This window comes from Clostridium sp. Marseille-Q7071 (assembly GCF_965112025.1).
This window is the reverse complement of sequence record NZ_CBCOPR010000001.1, coordinates 4540355-4567159: the sequence shown is the minus strand read 5'-3', so window position 1 is coordinate 4567159 and position 26805 is coordinate 4540355. Positions and strand designations below refer to the sequence as shown.

Below are 26805 nucleotides of genomic sequence, written 5' to 3'. Positions count from 1 at the left end.
AATTTTACTTATACATGATTTAAACTTTTTTATGAATGCAAATTAAGAATTAGATATGAAGAGTTATAATTAAAACTCCACTACTAAAGCTTTTGGAGTTCTTTAAAAATAAATTTTATTTTAAGAAATTCACTTTTAGTGAATTTTTTTCTGTAAGTGTTGAAATTACTGATTTAATTAATGTTGCAGTAGTAAAAATATCGTATCATAATCAATATGAAGTATATGCTATAATTGTTAATATATTGAACACAGGAGTTATGGAAAAGGAGTTAATAAAATGAGTGATAATAGGAAAGTCTTTGTTCTAGGTATGGCTAGAAGTGGCTATGAGGCAGCAAAGTTACTGGCTAGTAAAGGCTATGACGTTATTGTTAATGATGCTAAAACTGATCAAAACATAAAGGAAATAAATGAGTTACAATCACTGGGTGTTAAAATTGTTCTAGGAAGTCATCCTGAGGATTTATTTGACAGTACTTTTGAAATGATAGTTAAGAATCCAGGTATTTCAAATTCACATAAATATATAGAAAAAGCACATAAATTTAATGTACCTGTTATCAATGAAATGGAATTAGCTTTTCACTATTTTCAAAAAGACATTACAATTATTGGCGTTACAGGAACTAATGGTAAAACAACTACAACAATATTGATTTATGAATTCTTAAAAAAGGCATCAAAGAGCGTGTTTTTAATGGGTAATATAGGATATCCAGCGTGTTCTTTTGTGTCTAAATTAAAGAATAAAGACATTGCTCTCATGGAAGTGTCAGATCATCAGCTATGTAATGTGCTAGATTTTAAAACAAATATATCGGTTTTAACTAATTTATCAGAAGCCCACCTTGATTTTCACGGTTCATATGAGATTTATAAAAACATGAAAAAAAGGATTTTCAATCATCACACTAAAAGTGATATAGCAATTCTTAATTTAGATGATAAAGAAGTGATTGACTTAACAAATAATATAGAATCTAATAAAAGATATTTTTCATATAGTTCTGTAAATAAATTAGGTTGTTCAATAATTGATGGTTATATTTGCTATAATAATGATAAAATAATAGCTTTGGATGAAGTAAAAATCAAAGGAAGGCATAATTACGAAAACGCTATGGCAGCTATTGCGGTTGTTAAAGAATTAGGCGTAGATAATAGTGTTATCCTTAGTGTTTTAAAAGCTTTTGGCGGAGTAGAGCATCGAATGGAATATGTTAAAACCATAAACAATATAGATTTTTACAATGATTCTAAAGCTACCAATATAAAGTCAACCCAAATGGCTTTAGCATCATTTGTAAAACCAACAATATTATTATTGGGCGGCTTAGATAGAGGACATAGCTTTGCTGAACTCAAGGATTATTTAATAAACGTAAAACTAATTGTAGCCTATGGTGAAGCAAAGATGAGGATAAATAATTTCTCTATGGAGTGTGGTATTCCTTGTAAAGTTGTTAATACCTTAGAAGATGCAACAGAGATAGCTTATAGTTCATCAGATGAAGGATATGTTGTTATTTTAAGTCCTGCATGTGCTGCTTGGGATCAATTTAAAGATTTTGAGGCTCGTGGGAATATGTTTAAAGAGTATGTAAATAAATTATAGAGTCGTAAAATTTTATTTGTATTAAGTTTATGTTTATATGGAATCATATTCATATATAGATAAATAATTTTAATTTATTTGAAGTAAATAAAAAATTTAATATAGGTAAGTTAAAAGGTTAGAGTATTATTTTATTAGGAGTTATAATATAAAATATAGAAATGGAGGCAAGTGTATGACATCATTTTTAGTTATATCTCTAATAATAATCTTCTTAACAAGTTTTTCGCTATATAGGGTAAAAAATGATACTTCAAAGGTTGTTAGTCTAGTATTATCTTTTGTTGGAATTTTAGATTTTATTGTCATGATGATTCTAATAATTATTTTCAAAAAATAATTATATTGTAAAAATAAATAGTTAAGAAACCAATTACATATAATAACTTATTATAAACTAAGGAATATAGTGCAGATAAATAGATAGTAGTTATAGTATTTTATATACTCTTATAATAGAAAGATATAACAGTGATTACTCTATATATAGTTTGATACAGTATAGTAATTATAGGAAACTATATGCAGAGGTATGTAGAAGTATATGAGTGTATATAGAGATATGGAAGTAGTAAAAGTAAAAACAGAAGATGGTAAAGAGAGATACTTTGTTGCAGATGATGATGGATTACCAATATTAAAGTTTATTAGGTTTAAGGACAATACTATGTTGGTAATAGTAGACAATCTAAAACTTTGAAGGGCTATTTCTATTTATTCAAAAATAGTGTAGTAAAATCAAGAGCAGGAAACTATAAACTCCTAATGAAAGGGGACGTCGGAATTGGATGGAGAAATTAATATAAAAAAAGATGCTTATCTGTCTGAGCAATTAACAAGATCACAATTAATGGCTTTAGAATATATAACAAAGTATGCAAGAAACCGAAAGCATGAAGCTCAGCAATCGATTAAGGAAGTACTTCAAATGTCTAATATTGATTGGAAAACATTTGAGGATGCTGCTGCTAAGATAAAGACTCATGCTAAGGTTGGTTTACATTTTCATCCAGATAGATTGGATTCGACAATGAAAACAATTGCAGAGGCATTATTGGAGCAGGGAATTTATAAGAGCCAGTTTGAGACATTATTATCCAATGGCAGCGTATCGGCTTATCCTGGTGGTGAACGTGACTTATGGGAAAAGAGGATTTTGGAGGATCATATCAACTAAAAGACTCAACTAATAGCCAGCGTCCCAAGTATGGGGCACTTGATTTAATGTTACATCCAGATGGACCAGCTCCACGTTTTGATCATGCTATTTCCTTTTATCCCCAAGAGTCTCATATCGCTGTACATATACTTATTTGGATTCACATCAGGATCCAAAGGAAAAGGGTACTTACAAAGAGTTTGATGACATTTTAGCAGCTCTTATAACTGAGACATTCGTTAGTGATTTTGCAATAGGTGAAAAAAACATGACTCCAATAAAATTACTTGATCATCTGCTAATTAATCTGGAGAAGCCATTCACAGACCCTTCAAACAAAGAGTCAAACCGTAATCTTAACCACTATATTGAAGCTCAAGTTCATGGCGATATTTCTCTTAAACAAGACGTGGAGGTGCTTGTATCAGATCCTTCATTTAAGGGTACGCATATAGGACGAATTTTAGAGCAAATATGCAATAAATATTCAATTGATCTCTATTGGCATATGGGTTTTGCGTTGTTGGTTGATGAAATTCCCATGGATTTTAGAGGTCCATCAATGCCTTCATTAGCGAAACGCATTGCACGAGACGATTTTATAGATGTGAGCATGATTGGAGCTGCTGCTATAGATCTGAAACGCAATCCGAATGCTTGGAATGATCGAGGATGCTATAAGGAAGTGCTTCAAGAATTAAAACTCTTATGGCATGTATTGGTAAGGTATGGTAAGCCACTACGAAACTTAAAACGGTAAAATTTACTTTTAATCAAACTGATAATAATAAGACGTAATATTCTTATATTGTGTACTAAATTATAATCATAAAACAATTAAATTATAGACTACATAGGTTATATGTAGTCTATGTATAAAACAGATAAAATCAATTAGTGTAGCATGTGATACACTAGATATATTAAGTGAGGTAATGAAATATGAGCAACATAAAATATATTAATAATGAACAAGCGGAAAAACTAATAGAAAAAAATGATGAACTATTAATTTTAGATGTTAGAAGTGCTAATGAATTTAAGGAAAGTAGAATTTCTAATGCCATAAATATTCCTGTAGACGAATTAGAGGGAGAAATTTATGAATTAGAAGATTATAAAGATAGGCCGATTCTTGTTTATTGTAAGGCTGGATCGAAAAGTAGTGTGGCTTGCAGCTTAATGGAAGAGGAAGGGTTTAGCAAGCTTTATAATTTAAGAGGAGGAATATTAGATTACGAAGGACCAACAGTGAGTAAATAAAATATAAATTTATTATACCCATTTAGTAGATACAAAATTAAAAAACGTATCTACTAAAAGGGTATATTTTTTTAAGACTATTAAGTTTTATATTATGTATTCAATATAAAATTAGCTTAACTCCTTAGAAATTAAGGATTAATAGTTAAGAATGAAGAATTAGGGATGAAATTCACTAAGTGTGAATTTCTTAAAATAAAAGTTTATTCTAAAAAACTCCAGAGGCTTTGACGTCGGAGTTTTAACTATAATTCTTCATCCTTCATTCTTCATTTACATTCATAGAAAAGAATATTTGTTATGGGAATTAAAATCATACACAAGTTAAATTTCTATTAAGAAATCCTATATTAATCTACTTTAATACGCAATAATTTAATATAAATGTTATATTTGTAACAGATTTTTAATTTATCTAACTAATTTTAAATATTTGTAAATTTTTATTGGATATTCTTAACTATTTGTAAATTTTAACTTAAAATGGAATAATATTTATTTTATAGTTGAAATAAACTTATCTATAAAATAAAATTAAAGTATTATATTTACATTTATTCTATTTTTGAGGAGGGGTTTTATGGTTAGTAAAAAAATTAGAACGTTAAGTATTGTTACATCAGCTATGGTTATTTTTTCATCTGCAAGCGGGGTTAAAGCTTATGCAAGGGTTGAGCCCAATATAAACAATGAGAAGAATATCTCAATAAATGAAAAGACCTTAAATGAAAAAGATAATATAAATAGCATAATAAAAGATATGAAGTTTGAAAAGGTAGATTTAAAAGAGCAAGATCAAGAAGAGGTAGTAAGAGTTATAGTTGAAGTAGAAGGAAAATCTGCAGTAGATATGTCTGCTAATGGAGGGAAGATAAATCTTCAAGATGTCAGCAAAATAAAAAATGATATTAAAAGTATACAAGCGAAAGCTAGTAACTTACAAGGTGCTAAAATAAGGCATAGTTATGGAACACTAATAAATGGATTTAGTATGGATATAAAGAGAAAAGAGATGAATCCATTAAAGAAAATATCTGGTGTAGTTAGCGTTAAGGAAGCCAATGTTTATTACTTAGACATGACTAATGCTAAAGATATGACTCAAGTTTATACTGAATGGAGTAATTATGGATATAAAGGAGAAGGAACAGTAGTTTCCATAATAGATTCAGGTGTAGATCATACTCATAAAGATATGAGGGCACCTCAAGATCCATCAAAAAATAAATTGAATGAATCAAGAGTTAGAGAATTGGTGAAATCAGGTGCATTAGAAGCAGGACAAAGTTGGTTAGATAAAACAGCTGTGAAAGGATATTATACTGATAAAGTCCCATTTGGATTTAATTATTCAGACGATAATGAACAAATTATAGATATCCAATATGATGCTTCAATGCATGGTATGCATGTTGCTGGAATTGTAGCAGCTAATGCCAGTGATGAAGATATGAAAAAGATGGAAGGGATACAAGGAGTAGCTCCCGAAGCACAACTGTTAGGAATGAAAGTATTTTCTAATGGACCACGTCCAAGTGCCTATACAGATGATGTTGTTGCAGCAATAGAGGATTCAGTATTAATAGGAGCTGATGTTATAAACATGAGTCTAGGATCTGCAGCAGGTTTTGTAGATGTCAATGATGCAGAACAAAAGGCTATAAAAAAAGCTTCAGAGGCAGGGGTTGTAGTTGTAGTTTCTGCTGGAAACTCTTCCTATCAAACAGCACCATATAATGACCCTAATGTAAAAGATATTAGTACAGCAGGAGCACCAGCATTAGCTAAAGATGCATTTATGGTGGCAAACTACAATAACTCACTTATTACTCTTCCATCTGTAGGTTTATGCGATAAAGATGGAAATCCTATAAAAGGCTCAGATGGACAAGCAGTAAGATTTCCATATGCAGAACACACAATTAAAATGGATAATGGCTTTATGCTAAAAGATATAGTAAATTGTAATTTTGGAGAAGTTAATGATTTTACTGGAATAGATGTTGAGGGAAAAGTTGCTCTTATAAAAAGGGGAAATATATCCTTTGCTGAAAAGATAGTCAACGCTCAAAAAGCAGGAGCTAAGGCTGTAATAATGTATAACAATGAAAGTGGAGAAGACAGCTTAATTAATATGGCTGAAGATCCAGCAGTTAATATACCTGCCATATTTGTAGGAAATACTCTAGGTAAAACTGTAGCAACAAGCATAGCTAATGGTAGCCCATATACAATAAAAGTAGGTGCAGGAGCTATGTTTTTACCTAATGAGGGAGCAAATGATTTTGCGTTAAGTACTTCTTGGGGATGTGCACCGGATTTATCATTTAAGCCGCAAATATCAGCACCAGGTGGAAGTATATATTCAACTCTTAATAATAATGCTTATGGAAATATGTCAGGAACATCTATGTCAGCACCACATATATCTGGAGCAATGTCAATTATAAGAGAAGCATTAAAGAAAGATTTACCAACTATTAATGGTAAAGATAGCGTAGAATTTGCAAAGATATCTGTTATGAATACAGCAAAACCTCAGTATGAAACTCCACAGGCAGGAATGGAGGCTAGACCTTTCTCTCCAAGAAGACAAGGAGCTGGTATGCTTCAATTAAATGAGGCTGTAAGAAATAGAATTAATGTAACTCATAACGGAGAGGCATCTGTAGCATTAAAGGAGATTAAGTCAGATAAAGTATCCTTTGAGTTAGACATTAAAAATTATGGAAATAAAGATGCAACTTATACATTAGGAGTTGAAGGTGGAGTATTAACAAATAATGTTCAAAATAATGTTGCACAAATAACTCCATATGATGATGTATTGCCTCAAGATAAAGCTAACTTAAGCTTTAGTGACAAGGAAATTACTATAAAAGCAAATAGTTCAAGAAAAGTTACAGTTACATTATCATTAAAAGATATAAATTCAGAGAGCTTTATTGAAGGCTTTGTAAAATTTACTTCTAAAGACGAAAAAGAAAATTCAAACTTATATGTACCTTTTATGGGATTCTATGGAGATTGGTCTAAAGATAGAGTAATAAGTGATTGGAGATGGGAGAATCCAACAAGTTTCCCAGCTATGCTTAATTTAAGTTCAGGTATAGCATCTCAGGTTCAAGGAAGTTATGTATATTTAGGAGAAGAGGATAATGGAAAATTAATTGATGCGGTAATTTCACCTAATGGAGACGGTAATTTTGACACTGTTGTGCCTGTATTATACAAGTTAAGAAATATAAAAACTGCAAGAACAGAATTAATTAATAAAGATGGAAAAATCCTAGGTGAAGTTGGATATCAAGATAATATGAGGAAACAAGTATATAGTAGCCCTGATGGAAGAGGAAAGGGTGCTTATTTATATCCAGACCTAGCTTGGGATGGAACTTATTATGATGTTTCTAAAGGAAGTAAGGTTGTACCTAAGGATGGAGAGTATCTTTTAAGATACAATTTCTATGTTGATTTACCAAATTCTAAGCCACAAAAATATGATATTCCTGTAATAGTTGATACAGAAATTCCAGAGGTTAAAGTATTATCTAGCAAGGTAACTGATAAGAAAGAATACAAACTAGAGTGGGAAGTTAAAGATTATTCTGGTGTTTCCTCATATGATGTGACTCTTAACAAAAAGAAAATACCAAATAAAGATATAGTTTTCGATGGAAATAAATATAGTGTTAATTTAAATTTAGTTGAAAATGAAGCTAATGATATTTCTATAATAACTGTAGATAAGGGACTTAATGTTGCAATAACTCCATTTACTGTTAAGCATGGTGTTGTAGAAAATTCTATAGTGACTTTTGATAATATAGACCCAAAAGCAGTGGAGTGGAATGAAACTGTTTTTGACAGTAATGGATTATATGAGATTAAGGGAAGAGTAAGTAAACCACTAAATAAGTTACAAATAAATGGAGAAGATGTAACTGTAAAAGAAAATTTAACTTTTAAGTATACAGTAAATAAAGCTAAACTAAGAGAAGGTACTAACAACTTAAGAGTTTATGCAGAAAATCTTGATGGAACTATAGCTTCAGTGAAAATAACATCAACTGAACAAGCGTTGGCAGACTATGCTATTAAAATTTTCTTAGATACAGAGGATCCAGTTATGAATTTAACATCTCCTACAGTAAGTGAAAATGGAGAAATACTAATTGGTAAAGATAAAAATTATGTAGATCTACAGGGATGGGTTGGAGATAGTGGATTTGGATATACTTTCTATATCAATAATAAAGTTGTTAAAAAAGTATCAGTAGAAGGCGAGTATGGAGTAGAAAAATCCAGATATGACTTTAATGAAAGAATAGAAGTTAAAGAAGGGGATAAAATACAGCTTAAAGTTGAAGATATGATGGGACATGCAGTTACAAAAACTTTAACTGTTAAGGCAAGCCAAGGCCCTGATTTAACTGTAACAGGCATAGAAAATGGAAAAGCTTATAAATCAGTTAGGCCAAAAGCTACAGTTGATAGAAAGGTAAAAGTTAAAGCTACTTTAAATGAAAAATCATATACTATGGGGACTCTAATTTATAAAGAGGGAGATTATGAACTTAAGGTTACAGCTACTGCACCTGATGGAACTTATACAGAAGAAGTAATTAAATTTAAGATAGATAGAACTGCTCCAGTGGTAAATATAAAAAATATTGAAAATAACAAGGTATACAATATAGACATAGTTCCAGTGATAGAAGCAGAGGAAGGCGCTATAATAACAGCTACACTAAATAGAAATCCTTATGAACTAGGAACTCCTATTGGAGACACTGATGGAAATTATGAGTTAAAAGTTACTGCTACTGATGAGGCAGGTAATACAAGTAGTACTACTGTGAAATTCAAAATAAAGAAAGCAGGAACAGAACCTAGGATCTATGGTATAGATAAGGATAAAAAATATTATAATTCAAATGTTTCTCCTAGAATAACAGTAGGTTCAGGAGTAGATTTAGAACTTACATTAGACGGAAATCCATATAAGAGTGGAACAACTATATCAGAAGAAGGAGAACACACATTAAGGATAAAGACCACAGATGGATTAGGAAATGTCTTTACTGATGAATATAATTTCATTATAGATAAAACTCCTCCTACAATAAAAATTGCAGGCGTAGAAGATAAAGGAGTTTACAATAAAGATGTAATTCCTAATATAACTACTTCTGAAGAGTGCAAAATTACTTTAACTTTAAATCTCAGAAGTTATGAAATGGGAACACCTATAACTGACAATGGAAATTACAGATTAAAAGTAGTTGCAGTAGATAATGCAGGTAATAAAGAAACTATAACTATAAGATTTTCCATAGATAAAAGCAAAAATAATAAAGAAGATAATGGAAAGAATCTTATAGAAGAAAATGTGGAAGATAAAATAGAAGAGAAAAAAGAAGATAAAGTAGAAGAGAATGTAAAAGATAAAATAGAATCAATGGAAATCACAGAATAAGATTAATTAAAATATTACTGGATAGCAGCTATCCAGTAATATTTTTTTATTTAAAAATTTACTATTTTGATAGAATTAATCTTAATTGAAGCGAAGTATATAGTGTAAGGTAAAAACAAGCTTGTTTAATAGAAGGAGTAAAAAATGAGAATTTCTGATAAAAATTTTATAAATCAGCTAAAAATGAAAAATGAAGAAGCCATAGAATATGTTCTAGACAACTATGGGTGGATTATTAAGGCTACAGTAAGAAAACATTTGTATAACTTAGTTGATCATCAAGAAGAATGTATAAATGATATACTTTTAGCCATTTGGAATAACATAGATAGCTTTGATGAAAGTAGAAGTGAATTTAAGAACTGGTTAGCTGGAGTTGCAAAGTATAAAGCTATTGACTATAAGAGAAGATATTTAAAAAATTTGGAATATGACAATATAGAAGATTTAAATATCAGTGTAGAAGATTCTGCTCATAAGGAGCTTACATCAAAGGAATTAAATAAGGATTTAGAAGAATTATTAAATTGTTTAAAGGAAGAAGATAGACAACTTTTCCTTAAATTATATGTGGAAGAAAAAGATATGAATGAGGTAAGTAAGGAAACAGGACTTAAAAAAGACGTAATCTATAACAGACTGTCTAGAGGAAAAATGAAAATAAAAAATTATTCAAAATTGTAGAAAGTAGAGGATAGTATTATGGCAAAGAATATATATAATATGTTGAATGATAACTCAATAAATTTAGAGGAATTAGAAAAAGAAGGCTTTAATGATATTGAAAAGAGAAGAATAAAAAAGAAATTTAAGAAAACTATTCATAAAGATAGGAATAGGAAAAACAAAGGGGTTGCAGTAGCAGTGGCTGCAGGAGTACTAGCAGTTACATTGTTTGGAACTAATATTGGAAATGAGGCAGTAGCAAAGATAAGATTAATGGCCTTTGATATGGGGAATTACTTAGGGACTAATAAAGATTTATCAGATTATAAAACTATAGTTGGTAAGACTATAACTAAAGATGGAGTAACAATTCAATTAAATGAAGTTATCCTAAATAAGGACGAATTAATTGTTTCCACAACTTTAAAGTCAGACACTAAATTAGGAGAACCTGGCCTTATAAGAACAGTAGAAAATGTTTATATAAATGGTAAGAATATATTTGGTGGAGCAGGTGGTTCATCTAAACAAATAGATGATTATACCATGGAGGATGTAATGTCCTATAAATTGGATGAAGAGATTCCAAGCGGGGATTTAAATGTAAAGATAGAATATGAAAATGCATATATTGATGAAGTAGAGAAAAGAAAAGGGCCTTGGTTATTTGAATTTAAAACTAATGGAGATCAGTTAGCTATAGAGACAGCAGAAAGGAATATAGATTATGATTTTAAATTAGAAAATGGCAATAAAGTAATATTAGAAAAATACACTAGTAATGCAGTAGGACAAAAAATTTATTATTCAGCAGAGGGTAAAGGAGTCACATATGATATTGAATTAAGAGGAAAAGATGATTTAGGAAATGAAATTATGTTTAAGCTTACAAGCCAATCTCATGGAAAAGGAATAATGAAGGGATTTAATATTTCAGATGATGCAAAGACATTAACACTTATGCCTTATGCAGTAGCTTTCCCTAAAGAGAGTGGAAAAATGAGCAATGATTTCAAACAGGTAGGAGAGGAATTTACTATCGAAATAAATAAGTAAAATCAATTTTAGATTAATTGGGTGCTGATTAGTACCCAATTTTTTTATAGTCTTTAATCTATGGAACTTGTAAATTTGAAAAATATAAAATCATCTTTCCATTATAATAGAAGTGTTTAATTAATAAGAGGCTAATCTTAAGAAAAATGCTAATATCCTTATAATGAATTACTTTTTACGAATTTTTAATTTGTAAATATTGACAATAAAGTATGAGTAAATTACAATCAATTTAGATGTAATTTTAAAATGAGTTTTAATATGCATCTAAACATTTTAAATTTGATGATAGATAATAAGGGGGTTATGAAAATGCCTTGGTCAATTTTTGAGTATGAGAATAGTTTTATTACAACTACAAAGGAAGAAATTAACGGGATTCCATGTTTAAAATTTAAACCAAAGGGGTATACAGGATTAATGCCAACAGTGATTTTTTATCATGGATGGCATTCTAGTAAAGATTTTATAAGATTCAAAGCATTAATAATTGCTACTAATGGATATCAAGTAATTGTACCAGATGCACTACATCATGGAGATAGAGATTCAATTGATCATGATAATCCACAAAATCTTGAAAGATATTTGTGGAAAATAATACTTCAAAGTGTTGTGGAATCTAAAAAATTCATAGAGTCAATTATAAATGATCATGAAGCTGATCCTAGAAAGATTGGAATTACAGGTAGTTCTATGGGGGCAATTACTGCTGGTGGAATTTTTATTGATAATCCTAATGTAAAATGTCTTGTTGGATTTAATGGAAGCTTTTCATGGCAGGACTCCATTAAAAAGGATTATTTGCCTCAAGTCAGTGAAGATAATAAGAAACTAATAGAATACTACGATCCTATGAACAATGGAGATGAATTGAAAGAAAGAGCTATTTTAATATTACATGGTACAGGGGATACTTCGGTACCAATTGAAAGCCAAAGGATATTTTTTAATAAAATGCTGCCATTATATGCTGAAATTTCAGAGAAGTTTCAGTTTATAGAAGAAGACAAGGTAGATCATAAGATAACTACAGGTATGATGGAGCAGGCAGTAATGTGGTTTAAAAAATATCTTTAATTAATATAAACTTAAAAATTTGTAACTTTGATAGTGAGAGATTTCCAAGGAAATAGCCAAATACGTATAGTGACTCAGAATTAATGGAGGAAAAAAAGATGGAGATAATTTTTAGCCCAAAGGCAGGGGAGATTTACAGTCTATTTACTAGTATTTACCTTGGATGGAATGTACACATACTTGAAAAACATATAAGCATCTTTGGAATAACATTAAAAAAAGAACTCAAAGAGGAATATTACTATATAAATGAAATACATAATGATAAGAAAGAAGAAATGAACTTCTTTTTTGATAATGAATCAAAAATCTTTAGAGCTTTTATGATTTTTGAAAAAATATGGGAAAGCAAGTCTATTGAAGAATATATTAGTTTTATTGAGGATATAAGCGAACATTCCTTAAAAACAATGTTGGTAAAGACGTTGATAGATGACAAGCTTAAAAATGATGATTATTGTATAGAAAAGATTGCAGACAATAAAGAGAATACTTTAAATTTTATTAAAGAACTTGATATTAATAAGTCATCAAAATGGGATCTTTACTGCTTTATAGATAATATTGAGAAATATAAACAGGAATTTATTACGTTAATCAAAGATTATATTCCTAAATTTAATAAGTTATATAAGAATCAAAGTAAGTTTATTGATGAGATTAATAACTATATAACAAAAGGAATTAATTCTACAGGAATTGAATTTATCAAGGAATATACAAATAATTTTATTAGTTTAAAAGACTTTAAAAAAATATATATAGCTAGTTCCTACTTTGATAGTTATTTAATCTATTTTACATTAAGAAGCAATACGGAAAATTGCTATCTAGTAGTGGGGCCTTATCATAAAGAGATTATTAATCAAAATGATTATATGGAAACATATCTTAAAATTCTTAAAAATCTTTGTGATAAAACAAGGTTTGGCATTATGAAGTATATATTAGATGATAAGAGATATGGACAAGAGATAGCTGAGAAATTTAAGATTTCAAATGCTAGTGTTTCATATCATATGAATAATTTACTTTTATTAAATTTAGTTGAAATATCTAAACAAGATAATAAGGTATTCTACAAGGTAAACAAGAAGAGAATATCAGAAACTATTAAGTTTTTAGAGGATGAATTTTGTTTATAATATTATATTTATGTTAAAGTATACTAGTAAAATATTTTTTTACTAAGGGGGGACAATATATGTATAGTACAGATCATTTAGTAATTGTATCAAGCTCCGAGCAAAAGCTGTAGAATGCAGAACATATTTTGTTAGGAGCTATTTTAGAAATTGACAGTTTATCAAAATAGTTTTGTGCAGTTTTTGCATCAGTATTTACATTAATAATAGTGAATAGGAGCAAAAATATGAAATATGAAAATGCACAAAATATATTACCAAATGATATTATAGAGCAACTTCAACAGTATGTTGATGGAATATATTTATATATACCAAGAAAAGATGATAATAAAAAATCTTGGGGGGAAGATAGTGGTTTTAAAAATGAGTTAGTTAAAAGAAATATAGAAATATATGATAAATTTCTTTTAGGAGCCTCAGTTAAAGAGCTGGCTGATAGCTACTATCTTTCCGAAAGTAGTATAAGAAGAATAATAAGAGAATATAGATTATTAAAAAGATAATCAATAAAAGAGATATTTGTATAAAATCAGATATCTCTTTTATTTATTTTCAGATGCCTTATACAAGATTATAAATGAGACAGAATTGTTTATGTACTAACTTTATTAACTTATGTTGTAGTATTATCTTTATAAGTTAGTTATTCATAAAGAATTTAGTAGAGTTATTAGAAAACTATATGATATAAGTAAAGAATTAGGGAGAGAAATTATGAAAGAGAATAAGTATGATAATATAGATTTTTTTAATCAATACAAACAAATGCCCCGTTCAGTTGGGGGATTGAAAGTAGCAGGAGAATGGCATGTATTTAAAAAGATGTTACCGAGCTTAGATAATAAACGTGTCTTAGATTTAGGTTGTGGTTTTGGTTGGCATTGTAGATATGCAATTGAACAAGGTGCAAAGTCTGTAATAGGTATTGATATTTCAGAAAGAATGCTAAGTGAGGCTAAAAAGAATACAAAATATACATCAATAGAATATATTAAAATGCCAATTGAAGATATTAATTATCCAGAAGATACATTTGATGTAGTCATTAGCTCATTAGCATTTCATTATATAGAGTCAATTAAAGATATTTTTAATAAAGTTAATACTTGTCTTACAAGCGGTGGAGATTTTGTTTTTTCAGTTGAACATCCCATTTTTACATCTAATGAAAAACAAAGTTGGTATAATGATAAACAGGGGAATATATTGCACTGGCCAGTTGATAACTATTTCTATGAAGGAATACGTGAGACTAACTTTTTAGGTGAGGGTGTTTTAAAATATCATAGAACTATTACAACTTATGTAAATAGCCTTATTAAGTCAGGCTTTGAAATAGTAGAGATTATTGAACCAAAGCCGGATCCAGAATTATTAAAAACAAACACAGAAATGAAACATGAATTACGAAGGCCAATATTTCTTATAATATCTGCTAGGAAAAAATAAAGTATTATTAATTTAGGATAGAGACCTATTTCAAATAAAAATCTGTTATTTGTTTATAATAAATTGATTAATTAATAGAACAATTGCCCGACTACCTGTAAAAGTTAGTGGGGCAGTTGTTTTGAGATTATAAAATTATGTTACTAGAGTGAGCGAAATCTAATGTCACCACAGCTTCTTTAAAACAAATCTCATAAAGATCCAACTGACTTCCAGCTTGTTCTATTGTCATTTCATAATCAGGAATTTTTTTAACAAATCCATCTTTTAAATCATATATTGTTAAATTACTTTTTTGAATTATTGCCTCAGTAACTCGAACATGATCATTTCCCTTATGTGGGACAGTAGTAAATGCTACTATATTGTTTTTCGAAAATTCCTCTACCTTTTGATTATCTTTAAAAGTTGAAAAATACACTATCCCTTTCTTTTTAGTATCATAATAGAAATTTACAATCCTAACATTTGGGATATTGTCCACACAAGTTGCTAAAGCTATCTCGCCTTGCTCTGTCATAATTCTATTAAATTCTTGTAAAAAATCCATTTATATTCCTCCTCGTATAAGTTTATTATTTTATAGAATATCTTCTATAGTTTTAATATAGCACGCAAAACTTGACAGCATTATGTCAAGTTTTTAAAATTAGTGTATATATGATTTTAAGGAGCGATACAATTGAAAATAGATAGATTAATGTCCATAGTCATGATATTACTAAATTGTGAAAGAATCAGTGCAACAAAACTTGCTGAAATGTTTGAGGTTACACCTAGAACTATATATAGGGATATAGAAGCAATATCTTTAGCAGGTATACCAATTATTACTCACAGCGGTGTTAATGGTGGTATTAGCATAATACCTGAATATAAAGTAGATAAAAAATTTTTTACTACTTCAGATATTTCAACACTTTTAATGGGACTTGGAAGTATTTCAACAACGTTATCTCATAAAGAAATTATAGGTACGCTAGAAAAAGTAAAAAGCTTACTTCCAAAAGAACAATTTAAGGATATTGAATTAAAAGCAAATCAAATAACCATAGATCTCACCACATGGATGGGTAATAAGAATTTTCAACCCAACCTTGAAAAAATAAAAAAAGCTCTAAATGACAGTAAATATCTATTATTTGAATATTATAGTGGGAACAGAGAGAAAAATAACCGTTGTATTGAACCTTATAAATTGGTATTAAAAGAAGGAAATTGGTATTTACAAGGTTACTGTACTTTGAGGAATGGTTTTCGTGTTTTTAAACTATCTCGAATTTCAAATCTTCAAGTTTCAGATTCTACATTTGCACCACGAGAATTTCAAGAAAAACCGTTGGATGGATCTGGTTGGATAGATAAAAGACTCGTCACAATTAAACTTTTAATTGATTGGTCTCTTAGAGAGCAAATGGTTGAACGCTGTGGGGAAGAAAATATTAAACCTTATGGCAATGATCAATTTATAGTTGATTTTCCATTTGTAGAAGATGACTTAGGATACAATATTTTGCTAGGATTTGGAGATAAATGTGAATGCTTAGGCCCTGAAAATGTACGTAAAGAGCTTATTCATCGTATTAAAAAATTATCGAAGATTTATAATAAATAATATTTATAAAAGAATATAATAGAAATTTGAATTTGAAATATATTAATTATATAACTGACCAGTTAAAACATAATAATATTCTAATAGTTAAAAGTAATAAATTAAAGATAATTTAGAGCACATGAATCCTTTGGAGTAAATTGTCCTTATAAAGAGATGAAATACAAATTTATAGATTAAGTTATTAAAGAGTTAGGAGCTAAAGAGAAATATAGCGAGAATAATAAATTCTTATAAGTATAAACTAAAAAGAGTTAAGGCATTATAGAAGTTTATATCTGAAAAATCATAGAAACTATGATTTTTGTTTTATGTAAAAAGGTTATATAAAAAAATAAAAGAAGAAAAGGAGATAGCATGAAAGAAAGGGAAGTAGTAATAGAAATAGGTTTAAACTTGGACAATAGTTATGCTCACCTTCCAGAAATATTTTTTACTAGACAGAGCCCAAGTCAAGTACCTTCACCAAAATTAGTTACACTTAATTATCCGTTAATAACCTCTTTAGGACTAAATGCTAAGGGCTTAGAAAGTACTGATGGAGTAGATATGCTTGCAGGAAACAAGACTCCAGAAGGTGCTACACCTCTTGCACAAGCATATGCAGGACATCAATTTGGGCATTTTACCATGTTAGGTGATGGGAGAGCTCTGCTGATAGCAGAACACATCACTCCACTAGGTGAGCGATTTGATATTCAACTTAAGGGTTCAGGTGAAACTCCATATTCACGAAGAGGCGATGGTAAAGCATCACTAGGTCCAATGCTAAGAGAATACATTATAAGTGAGGCAATGAATGCGCTGGGCATTGCTACCACCCGTAGTCTGGCTGTAGTTAGAACAGGTGAGTCAATAATAAGGGAAACTGAATTGCCTGGTGCAATACTAACTCGAGTAGCTGCAAGCCATATACGTGTTGGTACATTTCAATATGCTTCAAAATGGGGCACAGTTGAAGAACTTAGAGCCCTAGCTGATTATACTTTACAAAGACATTTTAAAGAAGCAGATAACAAAGAAAATCGTTATTTTTTCTTACTTCAGGAAGTAATTAAAAATCAAGCTGAGCTTATTGCAAAATGGCAACTGGTTGGTTTTATTCATGGAGTAATGAACACTGATAATATGGCAATTAGTGGAGAAACAATTGATTATGGTCCTTGCGCCTTTATGGATGTCTATGACCCTGCAACTGTATTTAGTTCCATTGATATCCATGGTAGATATGCTTATGGCAATCAACCTAATATTGGGGCATGGAATCTTGCAAGGTTTGCTGAAACTCTGCTACCATTGTTGCATACTAATCAGGAGGAAGCTCTCAAGTTAGCACAGAGTGCAATTTCAGATTTTACTACGTTGTATAAGCGCAATTGGCTTTCTGGAATGAGAGCAAAGCTTGGCATATTTAACGAAGAGTCTGGGGATGAGTCTCTAATTGAAGGACTTCTAAGTATGATGCAGAAATATGGTGCAGACTATACTAATACTTTTCGCGCATTAACTTTTGATAGCATAGAGGATACAGTGCTGTTTGGGAAAGTGGAATTTGATGAGTGGTATAAGTTATGGCAGGAGCGATTAACAAGTCAAGAGGAATCAAAAGCCTCCTCAAAGGAGCTTATGAAAAGTAGTAACCCAGCAGTAATTCCACGTAATCACAGGGTAGAAGAAGCACTAAAAGCTGCGGTAGAGCAAGGAGATTATAGTGTGATGGAACGACTTTTAGATGCACTTTCAAAGCCTTATGCTCATTCTAAAGAACAGGATTATTACTCTACATTACCTGAACTATCAAGTTGTCCATACCAAACCTATTGTGGAACCTAATACAAAAGTAGCTAGTAAAATATATTAAGTTTTACTAGCTACTTTTATATAGAGGTATAACAAAAATTTAAGTTTAAAAAACACTAATTATATTATATATGGAAAAGTTTACGATTTTTCGCTTGCAATATGATTTAAAGAGAAGGAAAACTGGTGAAATTGTAGAATGTTTTATTATATTTATATAAGAGTGAGGTGAATAAAATGTATAGCTTAAAGTTTATATTAAATAGTATAAGATGCTCTAAGCAGAGGCTATTTTAATGTTAAGTCTACAACTTTGCTTAGAGTAATTTAGATATAGTAGATAAAATAGGCTTAACATATAGTAGTCTTTGCACTTAATTCATAGTTATATTGTGGATTAAAAGGAGTGCATAGAAGTGAAATATGTTAAAGCAGAAAGTATTTTACCAGAGTATGTAATAGAAATTATTCAAAATTATATAGATGGTGAATATTTATATATCCCTAGAAAAAAAGGCAACGAGAAATCTTGGGGAGAGAAGAGCGGAATAAAAAGTATTTTAAAGGATAGAAATGTTGAGATATATAAGAAATTCATATATGGATTTAGTATAGAGGAACTATGTGAAGAATATTATCTTTCTGAAAGTAGCATAAGAAGAATAATAAAAAGTGAAAAGTTAAGTAGTTAAGAATAAAACCAGCAGAGCTTTATAGTTCTGCTGGTTTTATTATGTAGAAGATAAATAAAAAACCAAATTCTATATAGAATCATTTGCGAAAGTGAATAAAGAAAGTGCTGGTAGTATAATTTTAATCAATGGACGATTGACAATGGACAATGGACAATTGAGGAGGAAATTAATTTCTTTAATAGATTTTTTACTAGCAATGCAATTGCTAGTTTCCCACCTCTGGGGAACAGTAGTGAAACCCTTTAGGGTTCCCCTGAGGTGCAGTATAGCTCGGAACAACACCAAAAACTTTAATTAATATTAGCGGAGATAAGCAATATAACTAAAATATTCTTTAATTATGTAGTTATTGTGCCATACTATACTGCACCCCAGGGGTGGAAGTTAATTTCTTAAACTAATTTTTTTACTAGAAATATAGCTGCAGTTTTTTCTTAGGGGTGGATGCTGTTCACCAGTTATTTTTTGAATATATAACATCATCAAATGTTACAACCAAAATTATATGAATATGGTTTTGGGTTTATGGAGAACACTTTTCTCCTCTACAGTTAGTCAATTTTAAATTTCTCAGTTATTACTGAGAAATATCCACAATTGTCTATTGTCCATCGTCCATAGTCAATTGTATAAGTATTATGGGGGAGGGCTATGTAATGAGGAGATATATTAATAAAATTAAATGGTATATTTTGATAGGAATTATATTTGATGCTTTATATACATTGACAATTGCTATAGTTCCATATATGCAGAAATTATTGTTTGACAATGCTTTGGATAAAGGGATTGGATGGGTCTTAAAGCTTTCACTTTTGTATTTCATTTTTATGATCTTTGGTTTAATATTTTTGTATATATCGGAAAAATATACTTGGAAAAGGTCTATAATTTTTGAAACAGAATTAAAAAAGGATTTTTTTCAATCAATATCTAGATATAGTTATAAGAGATTTTCTGAAAGAGATATTGGTGAGTATATATCTATACAAGGTAATGATATTACGGCTCTAGAACAGGATTATCTTCAACCGTTAATTTCAATTATTCAATCTATAAATATGCTTATCATCTATAGTGTAATAATGTTTGTATTTGTAGATTTTAGAGTTGCGTTGGTTATATTTTTATCATCTCTTGTATCGGTATTCGTACCTAAAATAACTGCAAAAACATTAGCTAAACGTCGTAATACCTATTTAACTCAGGTTGGACGGTATGTATCCTGTATAAAAGATTTCTTTGAAGGTTTCAAATTAATTAACAGTAGGACACGAGATAACATATGCAAAGAGCATGATAAAATTATTAAAGAAACAGCAGATAAGAGATATGAATACGGAAAATTTAAAGTTGTTACACTTAGAATAAATGGATTTGCTGTAGATATTATTGGGGTATTTAGTTTTATTGCAGTAGGAATTCTATTTTAAAAATGAAATTACTATAGGCACAGGAATTGCTACATTTGGATATATTCAATGCTTTATTAACCCTATAGATGAAATTTTAAGGGATATAAATACTATAAGTTCTTTAAAGCATGTAAAATCTAAAGTGTTTACCTATATTAATGAATATGAATTTTCTAATAAAGTAAATAAGAAGAACTTTAACTCATATATAGAATTTGAAAATGTGAACATTAATTATGAAAATTTTTCAATTAAGAATTTTTCTTATAAATTTGAAAAAGGTAAAAAGTACGCTTTAATTGGGCATAGTGGGTGTGGTAAATCAACCATAGTAAATACTCTTATGAATTATAATGAATTAGATAGTGGAAGTGTTTATATTGATAATAAGAATTTAAATACATTGGATACTTCAAGTATAGTATGTTGTGTAAATCAAGATGAGCATATATTTGCAGAAAATTTTATAAACAATGTTTCAATGTTTTCCACATATAAAAATGATAAAATTAATGAAGTTGTTGATAAGTTAAACTTAAATATATTGGAAAATATAAAATATAAGGAGAATTGTCAACAATTAAGCGGAGGAGAAAAGCAAATAGTAAATATTGTCCGTATGATTAGTGCAGATACTCCAATATGTATTATGGACGAGCCTTTTTCAGCAACGGATGTAAACACAACAAAAATTTTACAGAATATTTTAATGGATATGAAAGACAAGACTATAATCATGGTCACCCATAAATTATCTCAACAACAGCTTGAACAATTTGATGAAATAATTCTTATGCACCATGGTGAAATTATTCAAAGTGGAGCATACGATGATATATTAAAGACATCGGAATTTAAAAGGTTACAAGCAATTTCTTAATAAAATGAAATTAATATAGAATTAGTAGAGTTTTGAAATAATCTTGAGATTTTGCTCTGTTTTGAACCATTGTTGATAATTAAGTATAAATCAAAGGACAAGTTCGTGCTTGTCCTTCTTGGGAGTTAATTCCCCTATTATGAATAATACTATTTATTGTTTTACACTTCGCTATTTAAATCTTTATTATTAAAATAAAAAATTATGGAGAAAACTATTAAAGCAAAGGCTGTTGCTATTATATCATTTATATCAAATGGGCTATTTAGAAATAAATCGTGGATAATTTCTGAACCTAAACTCAATAACCAAATAGTCATCGATATTGCAAGAGCGTCTTTAATTTTAAACTTTCTTTTTAATAGTGCAGAATAAATATTTTCTATTAAAAAAGCAAAAAGCCATGCTGCTGCAATATTTGGAGCGATACCTAATATAAAATTCAATACTTGAATACTATTTAGTGTTGTCTCTCTTAAAATAATTGTTCCAGTCCATGAAATTGCACCAATAACACCTAAAGTTTTAGTTGTTAAAAATTTCTTCATATGAATTCTATCTCCTTTCATTTAATTCGCAGCATATAATTAGGTACAATTCCTTTGCAAGAATAAGCAAAGAACACTTAGTTTGCTTCAATAACCTCATTAGCATGTCCTTCACCTAAAAATGTACTTATATAATCAGAAATTCTATATCTCCAAAAGAAACTTGTTGCTATATTTATTCCCACTATTTCAGCAGATTTACTTATAAAGTAGCCATTAAGCATACACTTAGCATATTTAAGCCACTTATCTAATGTCTTCTTGCTTTTAAGTTAGTAAAGTCACTAAAACTCTTCCTGTAGGTTCTACAAATGTATATTTGTTTACCATTATATTTATTCCTTAATATATATTCACCATTACAATGAGGACACCTCTACCTATAGCAAATTTAAACTCTTTAACTTCCTGTATTGTTTTAATTTTCTGTAAATAATATAATTAAAGGAATTATATGTAATAAATATATTGCAGTTTAAAGTTGAAGAATAGGGTAGGGTTATGGACAACTCTCTTATGAGGGGATGATTGGAAATATGGATAACTTTACATATACTTTATGAGAATACAGAAATAAACTAAGTGATTTATGTGAAATTTGCATTATCGACTAATTGGGGCAGAAAAAAGCGAGAGAATTTATTTAATAAAATGTATGATATTGTATGATAGGAGATGATACAATTGGAATGGATAGAACACATCAATAGAGCTGTAGATTATATTGAGGAAAATCTAGATGGTGAAATTTCATATGAGAAATTATCACAAATTTCTGGATGTTCTATATATAACTTTCAACGAATGTTTTCCTATATTGCAGATAAGTCTTTGAAGGAATACATTAGAAATAGACGACTTACTCTTGCAGCTTTTGATATTTTAAATAGCAAAGTAAATATTGTTGATATTGCAATGAAATATGGATATACTTCTCATGATTCTTTTACAAGAGCCTTTCAAAAGTTTCATGGAGTTCTTCCATCAAAAGTACGTACAGATACAGTAAGTCTTAAATCTTGTCCTAAAATCTCCTTTCATATTACAATTAAAGGAGATGGTTATATGAATTATCAGATTGAACAATGGTACAGCCTTTTACTATTTCAGGAATAAGAAGAAGAATTAATACTGATGAAGCCTTCCAACTTATTCCACAGATTTGGGAAACAGCGGGCAGAGATGGGACTATGCAACAATTATTTGACCTTTGGAGTAAAGCAGATATGCGTCCTGTAGGGCTTCTTGGAATCAGCACTGGAGAACAATGTGGGAATTCAGAGGAAATGGACTATTATTTAGGTGTAACTACTTATGTTCATACACATGAATGTGCTAAGGTTACCATTCCTAGTCATATGAATGAATTCCAATTTCCTAAAGCCACATGGGCAATATTTGAAGCAAATGGAGCATTACCAGAAGCTGTTCAGAATATTTATAAGAAATTTTATACAGAATGGTTACCAAGTTCTAGTTATGAACTTGATGATTTGCCAGTAATAGAATGTTATTTGCAAGATAATAGGCAGGAAGTATGGATTGCAATAAAATTAAGAAAAATTCCTAGGAGGAAAGCTATGGAATATAAGTTTGAAGGAACGTTATTAAAGGAGAATATAAGAACATTCATAGTAATACCTTTCAATGTGTGGGAAGTATGCAAGCAAAAGCGCATAATACCTGTAAAAGTCACAGTAAATAATATAACTTTTGAATGTAAACTTGTACCTAAAGGTAATGGAAACTATTATATCCCGATCACAAAGCCAATTCTTAAGGAGATAGAAAATCATATAAATTTTAATGTATCTTTTGAAATAATTGATGGATTGACTAGGATTAATAAGAATAGTCCATACAGTATTAAAAATCCTATACGAAAAATAGATAAGATAGAAAGTATTATTCAGCCGCAAAGTGGTATGTGCGGTCAAACATGTGTAGCAATGTTAGCAGGGGTATCCATAGAAGAAGTAGTTAATGTTATGAAATCAAAAAGATGGCAAGCATCTTTAAGTAAGGTAATTGAAACCTTAGATTACTATGGGATTGCTCATTCATCTAAAATGATTTATATGCGTAATGAAGTAAAGGAATTACCTAAGTGCTGTATTATAAATGCTCGTTCTGAGAAACGTAGTCATCTATTGCTGTTTTATAATGGAGAGTATTACGACCCATCCTTAGGAGTATTGGAAGAGTATAATGTAAATGAAATCATCGGATATCTAGAAATTTTTGTAGAATAATTTTTATAATAAAAGGGCGTAAAACCACGCTCACCTTGTGGGCGTGGCTGTAAGCTCCATTACTTTAGTTTTTGGCTTGTATATATTTCTTAATAATCTCCGAACTAACTGCTCTAGCAGTTCCAATATAATATCCTTTGCTCCAAAGTCCGCTACCCCAAAACTTAGATTTCTTTAAGTTAGGAAATGCTTTAAATATTTCGTTGGCGCTAATGCTTTTAAGTGTTTTTACTATTTCAGTTGGGGCGATAGTTGGAGGAGCAGTTATAAATAAATGAATATGGTCTGACATGATTTCTTCTTCTAACACTTCAAAACCGTAATTATAGGCTATTACTTTGAAGAGCTTGGAAATTTCGTATTCCAGTTCACCAGTAAAGATATTATGCCTATATTTTGGACAAAAGGCTATATAATAATTAATATTATATACGCTATGACTGGTCTTTCTTACTTTCTCTTTCAATGATGTATTTCATTCCTTCTTCGATTAAGTCATTAGCATTTACGCCTCTTTGGAGTGCTAATATTCTAATGCTTTTGTATAATCCTTCATCTAATGTAGTATTATAATAAATATATAGATAACTATGTAAGGAGGTGAAATAAAATGAAATTAAGTTTTAAATTTAAACCTAATATTAACAATAAACAATTAGAGATTATAGAAGAATTATCTTATCATACAACGAAACTATACAATGTAATAAATTATGATTTAAGGGAAAATGGATTTAAAGGTTATTATGAAATTGAAAAACAATATAAATCAAATTGGCATTGTGATTTTTTGCATAGTCATACAAGACAGCAAATGTTTAAAGTTTTAGAACAAAACTGGAAATCTTATTTTGCAAGTATTAAAGATTTTGGGGAAGTCCCAAGTAAATACAAAGCAAAACCAAGACCACCAAAATTTAAAAATACTGATAAAAATAAGAATGAAATTATATTTACGAATCTTGCTATAAGATATAAGGATGGATTATTAAAATTATCATTATCTAAAGCTATAAAGTCATTATTTAATGTGGAAAGTCTTAATTTTGGGGTTTCTAAAAAGCTTCAAAGCATTATAAACTGGAACAGCTTACAACAAGCAAGATTTAACTATGATAAAGTTCAGAAATGTTGGTTTTTAATTGTCATTTACAATAAAGAAGAATTAAAGAACGATAAAACTAATGTAATGGGTATTGATTTAGGACTGGATAATATTGCTACACTAACTTTTAAAGATGGATTAAATCAATATATATTCTGTGGTAAAAAACTTAAATCAGTTAATTCCTATACTAATAAGCAAATATCTCATTTACAATCAATAGAAATGAGTAAATGTGGTTCTGATAAGTTTAAAAATACTAAAAGAATTAATAAACTTAGAAGATATAGAAATAATTATATCAATGATTATCTTCACAAAGTTAGCAAATTTATTATTGATAAAGCAATTTCTAATAATGTAGGTAAAATAGTTATAGGTAAACTAAAAGGAATTAAACAAGATATGAATTATAATAAGACTTTTGTCCAAGTTCCGATACAGTGTTTAGCTGAATTAATCAGTTACAAAGCTAAATTGCAAGGAATAGAAGTCAAATTTCAAGAAGAAAGTTATACAAGTGGTTGTTCTGCATTAGATTTAGAACCTATAACAAAGAAGAATTATGATAAATCAAGAAGAATAGTAAGAGGATTGTTTGTAAGCAGTTATGGACTGATTAATTCTGATGTAAATGGAAGTCTAAACATACTTAGAAAATCAGAAAAATGTATTCCTGAATTAGTGCGAGCTATGAGGGATAAAGGGAAATTGAACTCTCCCAAGCGTATAAGGGTTGCTTGTTAATATAAGTGGAAACTTAAATATCAAACTACGCTAAAAGAATCCTTGTGGCTTTATACCCAAGGTAGTTCAAAAACAGAATGCATAAATCACATGAGTCAAGGGCAGTCATAGAGAAAAATTTAATGTTCCCAGGTATAACTTTATAATTAAAGAATAGATGAAATAAAGCTTGTATAAAAAGTTTTATTTCATCTATTTTCATTTATAATATTTATTATGAAATTACTTTAAAATTAACAAATTGATTATATTTCAAAAAATGCTTTAGAATATATGGCAGTACCACTAACTCCAGATAATCCGTTAGCTATAAGCTCTAGTGCCATAAATGCATTATCTGGTACTTCGAATGGTGCCTTAATATTATAATTACTAGCTTTTTTAAAACCAAACTTAGGATAATATTTTTCATGACCTAATACAATTACAGCTTTAAAACCGAGTTCTTTTGCTATCTTATTACCTTCATTTATTAGTTTACTTCCAATTCCTTTATTTTGATAGTTAGGAAGTACTGATAATGGAGCTAATGCTAAAGCTTCATATTCACAATCATGATTCTTAATTAACATTCTAGTAAAAAGAATGTGTCCAACAATAAGATTTTTATTTTTAGCAACAAGAGAAAGTTCTGGAATAAACTCAGGGCTTTTCCTTAATTTTGATACTAAATTATGTTCACAATGGTCTGTGTGTTCAGCATTTTCAAAAGCTTTTTTAATCACTTCTTCTACAGTAGTATAATCTTCTTGTTCTTCTTTATATATTTTAATATCCATATTATATTATCTCCTTATTTATGTTCTAAAATTTATTTATATAAGTAGCAC

At 29.4% G+C, this 26805-nt stretch carries 24 protein-coding genes and 2 pseudogenes; 21 read left to right on the top strand and 5 right to left on the bottom strand.

The features are described 5' to 3' along the window. Positions 1-92: 92 nt before the first annotated feature. The 13 genes and pseudogenes from ACWPW7_RS21700 to ACWPW7_RS21640 all read left to right on the top strand — a co-directional run bounded on the left by ACWPW7_RS21700 (position 93) and on the right by ACWPW7_RS21640 (position 14918). Complete coding sequence (locus ACWPW7_RS21700; RefSeq protein ID WP_454055257.1) at positions 93-284, top strand: hypothetical protein; 192 nt, start codon at positions 93-95, stop codon at positions 282-284. Then, complete coding sequence (gene murD / locus ACWPW7_RS21695; protein WP_454055256.1) at positions 281-1618, top strand: UDP-N-acetylmuramoyl-L-alanine--D-glutamate ligase; 1338 nt, start codon at positions 281-283, stop codon at positions 1616-1618. The genes ACWPW7_RS21700 and murD overlap by 4 nt, the downstream gene beginning before the upstream one ends. Before the next feature lie 175 nt (positions 1619-1793). Beyond that, on the top strand, positions 1794-1958 hold the full coding sequence (locus ACWPW7_RS21690; RefSeq protein ID WP_454055255.1) for a hypothetical protein: 165 nt from the start codon (positions 1794-1796) through the stop codon (positions 1956-1958). Positions 1959-2162: 204 nt separating this feature from the next. Beyond that, positions 2163-2318 carry a hypothetical protein gene (locus ACWPW7_RS21685; RefSeq protein ID WP_454055561.1) on the top strand — a complete coding sequence of 52 codons (156 nt, stop codon included), beginning with the start codon at positions 2163-2165 and terminating at the stop codon, positions 2316-2318. A gap of 150 nt (positions 2319-2468) precedes the next feature. Further along, a pseudogene (locus ACWPW7_RS21680) lies at positions 2469-3537 on the top strand (DUF3626 domain-containing protein). A gap of 182 nt (positions 3538-3719) precedes the next feature. Continuing rightward, positions 3720-4040 carry a rhodanese-like domain-containing protein gene (locus tag ACWPW7_RS21675; protein WP_454055254.1) on the top strand — a complete coding sequence of 107 codons (321 nt, stop codon included), beginning with the start codon at positions 3720-3722 and terminating at the stop codon, positions 4038-4040. Between the two features lie 580 nt (positions 4041-4620). Further along, positions 4621-9519, top strand: a complete 4899-nt coding sequence (locus ACWPW7_RS21670; protein WP_454055253.1) for a S8 family serine peptidase — start codon at positions 4621-4623, stop codon at positions 9517-9519. Positions 9520-9663: 144 nt separating this feature from the next. Next, on the top strand, positions 9664-10203 hold the full coding sequence (locus ACWPW7_RS21665; RefSeq protein ID WP_454055252.1) for a sigma-70 family RNA polymerase sigma factor: 540 nt from the start codon (positions 9664-9666) through the stop codon (positions 10201-10203). Between the two features lie 18 nt (positions 10204-10221). Beyond that, entirely contained in the window at positions 10222-11241 is a 1020-nt protein-coding gene (locus ACWPW7_RS21660; protein ID WP_454055251.1) for a DUF4179 domain-containing protein, read from the top strand. Between the two features lie 312 nt (positions 11242-11553). Continuing rightward, on the top strand, positions 11554-12321 hold the full coding sequence (locus tag ACWPW7_RS21655) for a prolyl oligopeptidase family serine peptidase (protein WP_454055250.1): 768 nt from the start codon (positions 11554-11556) through the stop codon (positions 12319-12321). Between the two features lie 98 nt (positions 12322-12419). Then, positions 12420-13466 carry an ArsR/SmtB family transcription factor gene (locus ACWPW7_RS21650; RefSeq protein ID WP_454055249.1) on the top strand — a complete coding sequence of 349 codons (1047 nt, stop codon included), beginning with the start codon at positions 12420-12422 and terminating at the stop codon, positions 13464-13466. Between the two features lie 227 nt (positions 13467-13693). Continuing rightward, positions 13694-13972 (top strand): CD3324 family protein, encoded by a 279-nt coding sequence (locus tag ACWPW7_RS21645; RefSeq protein ID WP_039633201.1) that lies wholly within the window; start codon positions 13694-13696, stop codon positions 13970-13972. A 211-nt stretch (positions 13973-14183) separates the two neighbouring features. Beyond that, positions 14184-14918 carry a class I SAM-dependent methyltransferase gene (locus ACWPW7_RS21640; protein ID WP_454055248.1) on the top strand — a complete coding sequence of 245 codons (735 nt, stop codon included), beginning with the start codon at positions 14184-14186 and terminating at the stop codon, positions 14916-14918. A 127-nt stretch (positions 14919-15045) separates the two neighbouring features. On the opposite strand, the gene ACWPW7_RS21635 is transcribed toward ACWPW7_RS21640, so the two are convergent. Further along, positions 15046-15468, bottom strand: a complete 423-nt coding sequence (locus ACWPW7_RS21635; protein WP_454055247.1) for a pyridoxamine 5'-phosphate oxidase family protein — start codon at positions 15466-15468, stop codon at positions 15046-15048. Between the two features lie 132 nt (positions 15469-15600). Here ACWPW7_RS21635 and ACWPW7_RS21630 point away from each other — a divergent pair, with 132 nt between their 5' ends. The 5 genes from ACWPW7_RS21630 (at position 15601) to ACWPW7_RS21610 (ending at position 21323) form a co-directional block, all read left to right on the top strand. Continuing rightward, the gene (locus ACWPW7_RS21630; RefSeq protein WP_454055246.1) at positions 15601-16533 is read left to right on the top strand and encodes a helix-turn-helix transcriptional regulator; all 933 of its coding nucleotides are present in this window, start codon (positions 15601-15603) and stop codon (positions 16531-16533) included. A gap of 357 nt (positions 16534-16890) precedes the next feature. Beyond that, positions 16891-18366, top strand: a complete 1476-nt coding sequence (locus tag ACWPW7_RS21625; RefSeq protein ID WP_454055245.1) for a protein adenylyltransferase SelO — start codon at positions 16891-16893, stop codon at positions 18364-18366. A 383-nt stretch (positions 18367-18749) separates the two neighbouring features. Next, positions 18750-19025 carry a CD3324 family protein gene (locus tag ACWPW7_RS21620; RefSeq protein ID WP_454055244.1) on the top strand — a complete coding sequence of 92 codons (276 nt, stop codon included), beginning with the start codon at positions 18750-18752 and terminating at the stop codon, positions 19023-19025. A gap of 659 nt (positions 19026-19684) precedes the next feature. Further along, positions 19685-20461, top strand: a complete 777-nt coding sequence (locus ACWPW7_RS21615; RefSeq protein WP_454055243.1) for an ABC transporter transmembrane domain-containing protein — start codon at positions 19685-19687, stop codon at positions 20459-20461. 205 nt (positions 20462-20666) lie between these two features. After that, complete coding sequence (locus ACWPW7_RS21610; RefSeq protein WP_454055242.1) at positions 20667-21323, top strand: ABC transporter ATP-binding protein; 657 nt, start codon at positions 20667-20669, stop codon at positions 21321-21323. 161 nt (positions 21324-21484) lie between these two features. Here ACWPW7_RS21610 and ACWPW7_RS21605 read toward each other — a convergent pair whose 3' ends face one another. Together ACWPW7_RS21605 and ACWPW7_RS21600 are read right to left on the bottom strand one after the other, a co-directional pair. Continuing rightward, positions 21485-21871, bottom strand: a complete 387-nt coding sequence (locus tag ACWPW7_RS21605; protein ID WP_454055241.1) for a hypothetical protein — start codon at positions 21869-21871, stop codon at positions 21485-21487. A gap of 80 nt (positions 21872-21951) precedes the next feature. Continuing rightward, a pseudogene (locus ACWPW7_RS21600) lies at positions 21952-22282 on the bottom strand (transposase); the annotation flags it as partial. Between the two features lie 273 nt (positions 22283-22555). On the opposite strand from ACWPW7_RS21600, the gene ACWPW7_RS21595 reads away from it, so the two are divergent. Together ACWPW7_RS21595 and ACWPW7_RS21590 are read left to right on the top strand one after the other, a co-directional pair. Next, positions 22556-22987 (top strand): helix-turn-helix transcriptional regulator, encoded by a 432-nt coding sequence (locus ACWPW7_RS21595; RefSeq protein WP_454055240.1) that lies wholly within the window; start codon positions 22556-22558, stop codon positions 22985-22987. Then, complete coding sequence (locus ACWPW7_RS21590) at positions 22957-24123, top strand: GyrI-like domain-containing protein (RefSeq protein WP_454055239.1); 1167 nt, start codon at positions 22957-22959, stop codon at positions 24121-24123. The genes ACWPW7_RS21595 and ACWPW7_RS21590 overlap by 31 nt, the downstream gene beginning before the upstream one ends. A 64-nt stretch (positions 24124-24187) precedes the next feature. Here ACWPW7_RS21590 and tnpA read toward each other — a convergent pair whose 3' ends face one another. Beyond that, complete coding sequence (tnpA, locus tag ACWPW7_RS21585) at positions 24188-24589, bottom strand: IS200/IS605 family transposase (protein WP_454055238.1); 402 nt, start codon at positions 24587-24589, stop codon at positions 24188-24190. Positions 24590-24733: 144 nt separating this feature from the next. On the opposite strand from tnpA, the gene ACWPW7_RS21580 reads away from it, so the two are divergent. Continuing rightward, entirely contained in the window at positions 24734-25975 is a 1242-nt protein-coding gene (locus ACWPW7_RS21580; RefSeq protein ID WP_454055237.1) for an RNA-guided endonuclease InsQ/TnpB family protein, read from the top strand. Positions 25976-26220: 245 nt separating this feature from the next. Here ACWPW7_RS21580 and ACWPW7_RS21575 read toward each other — a convergent pair whose 3' ends face one another. Next, positions 26221-26754 (bottom strand): GNAT family N-acetyltransferase, encoded by a 534-nt coding sequence (locus tag ACWPW7_RS21575; RefSeq protein WP_454055236.1) that lies wholly within the window; start codon positions 26752-26754, stop codon positions 26221-26223. Positions 26755-26805: the final 51 nt, after the last annotated feature.

Bases quoted from the DNA above. Each gene is read 5' to 3' on its own strand.
- ACWPW7_RS21690 (WP_454055255.1), top strand. From the start codon at position 1,794: ATGACATCATTTTTAGTTATATCTCTAATAATAATCTTCTTAACAAGT.
- ACWPW7_RS21640 (WP_454055248.1), top strand. From the start codon at position 14,184: ATGAAAGAGAATAAGTATGATAATATAGATTTTTTTAATCAATACAAA.
- ACWPW7_RS21670 (WP_454055253.1), top strand. From the start codon at position 4,621: ATGGTTAGTAAAAAAATTAGAACGTTAAGTATTGTTACATCAGCTATG.
- ACWPW7_RS21645 (WP_039633201.1), top strand. From the start codon at position 13,694: ATGAAATATGAAAATGCACAAAATATATTACCAAATGATATTATAGAG.
- ACWPW7_RS21590 (WP_454055239.1), top strand. From the start codon at position 22,957: ATGGTACAGCCTTTTACTATTTCAGGAATAAGAAGAAGAATTAATACT.
- ACWPW7_RS21625 (WP_454055245.1), top strand. From the start codon at position 16,891: ATGAAAGAAAGGGAAGTAGTAATAGAAATAGGTTTAAACTTGGACAAT.
- ACWPW7_RS21665 (WP_454055252.1), top strand. From the start codon at position 9,664: ATGAGAATTTCTGATAAAAATTTTATAAATCAGCTAAAAATGAAAAAT.
- ACWPW7_RS21635 (WP_454055247.1), bottom strand. From the start codon at position 15,468: ATGGATTTTTTACAAGAATTTAATAGAATTATGACAGAGCAAGGCGAG.
- ACWPW7_RS21650 (WP_454055249.1), top strand. From the start codon at position 12,420: ATGGAGATAATTTTTAGCCCAAAGGCAGGGGAGATTTACAGTCTATTT.
- ACWPW7_RS21615 (WP_454055243.1), top strand. From the start codon at position 19,685: ATGAGGAGATATATTAATAAAATTAAATGGTATATTTTGATAGGAATT.
- ACWPW7_RS21660 (WP_454055251.1), top strand. From the start codon at position 10,222: ATGGCAAAGAATATATATAATATGTTGAATGATAACTCAATAAATTTA.
- ACWPW7_RS21655 (WP_454055250.1), top strand. From the start codon at position 11,554: ATGCCTTGGTCAATTTTTGAGTATGAGAATAGTTTTATTACAACTACA.
- ACWPW7_RS21580 (WP_454055237.1), top strand. From the start codon at position 24,734: ATGAAATTAAGTTTTAAATTTAAACCTAATATTAACAATAAACAATTA.
- ACWPW7_RS21685 (WP_454055561.1), top strand. From the start codon at position 2,163: ATGAGTGTATATAGAGATATGGAAGTAGTAAAAGTAAAAACAGAAGAT.
- ACWPW7_RS21675 (WP_454055254.1), top strand. From the start codon at position 3,720: ATGAGCAACATAAAATATATTAATAATGAACAAGCGGAAAAACTAATA.
- ACWPW7_RS21605 (WP_454055241.1), bottom strand. From the start codon at position 21,871: ATGAAGAAATTTTTAACAACTAAAACTTTAGGTGTTATTGGTGCAATT.
- ACWPW7_RS21575 (WP_454055236.1), bottom strand. From the start codon at position 26,754: ATGGATATTAAAATATATAAAGAAGAACAAGAAGATTATACTACTGTA.
- murD (WP_454055256.1), top strand. From the start codon at position 281: ATGAGTGATAATAGGAAAGTCTTTGTTCTAGGTATGGCTAGAAGTGGC.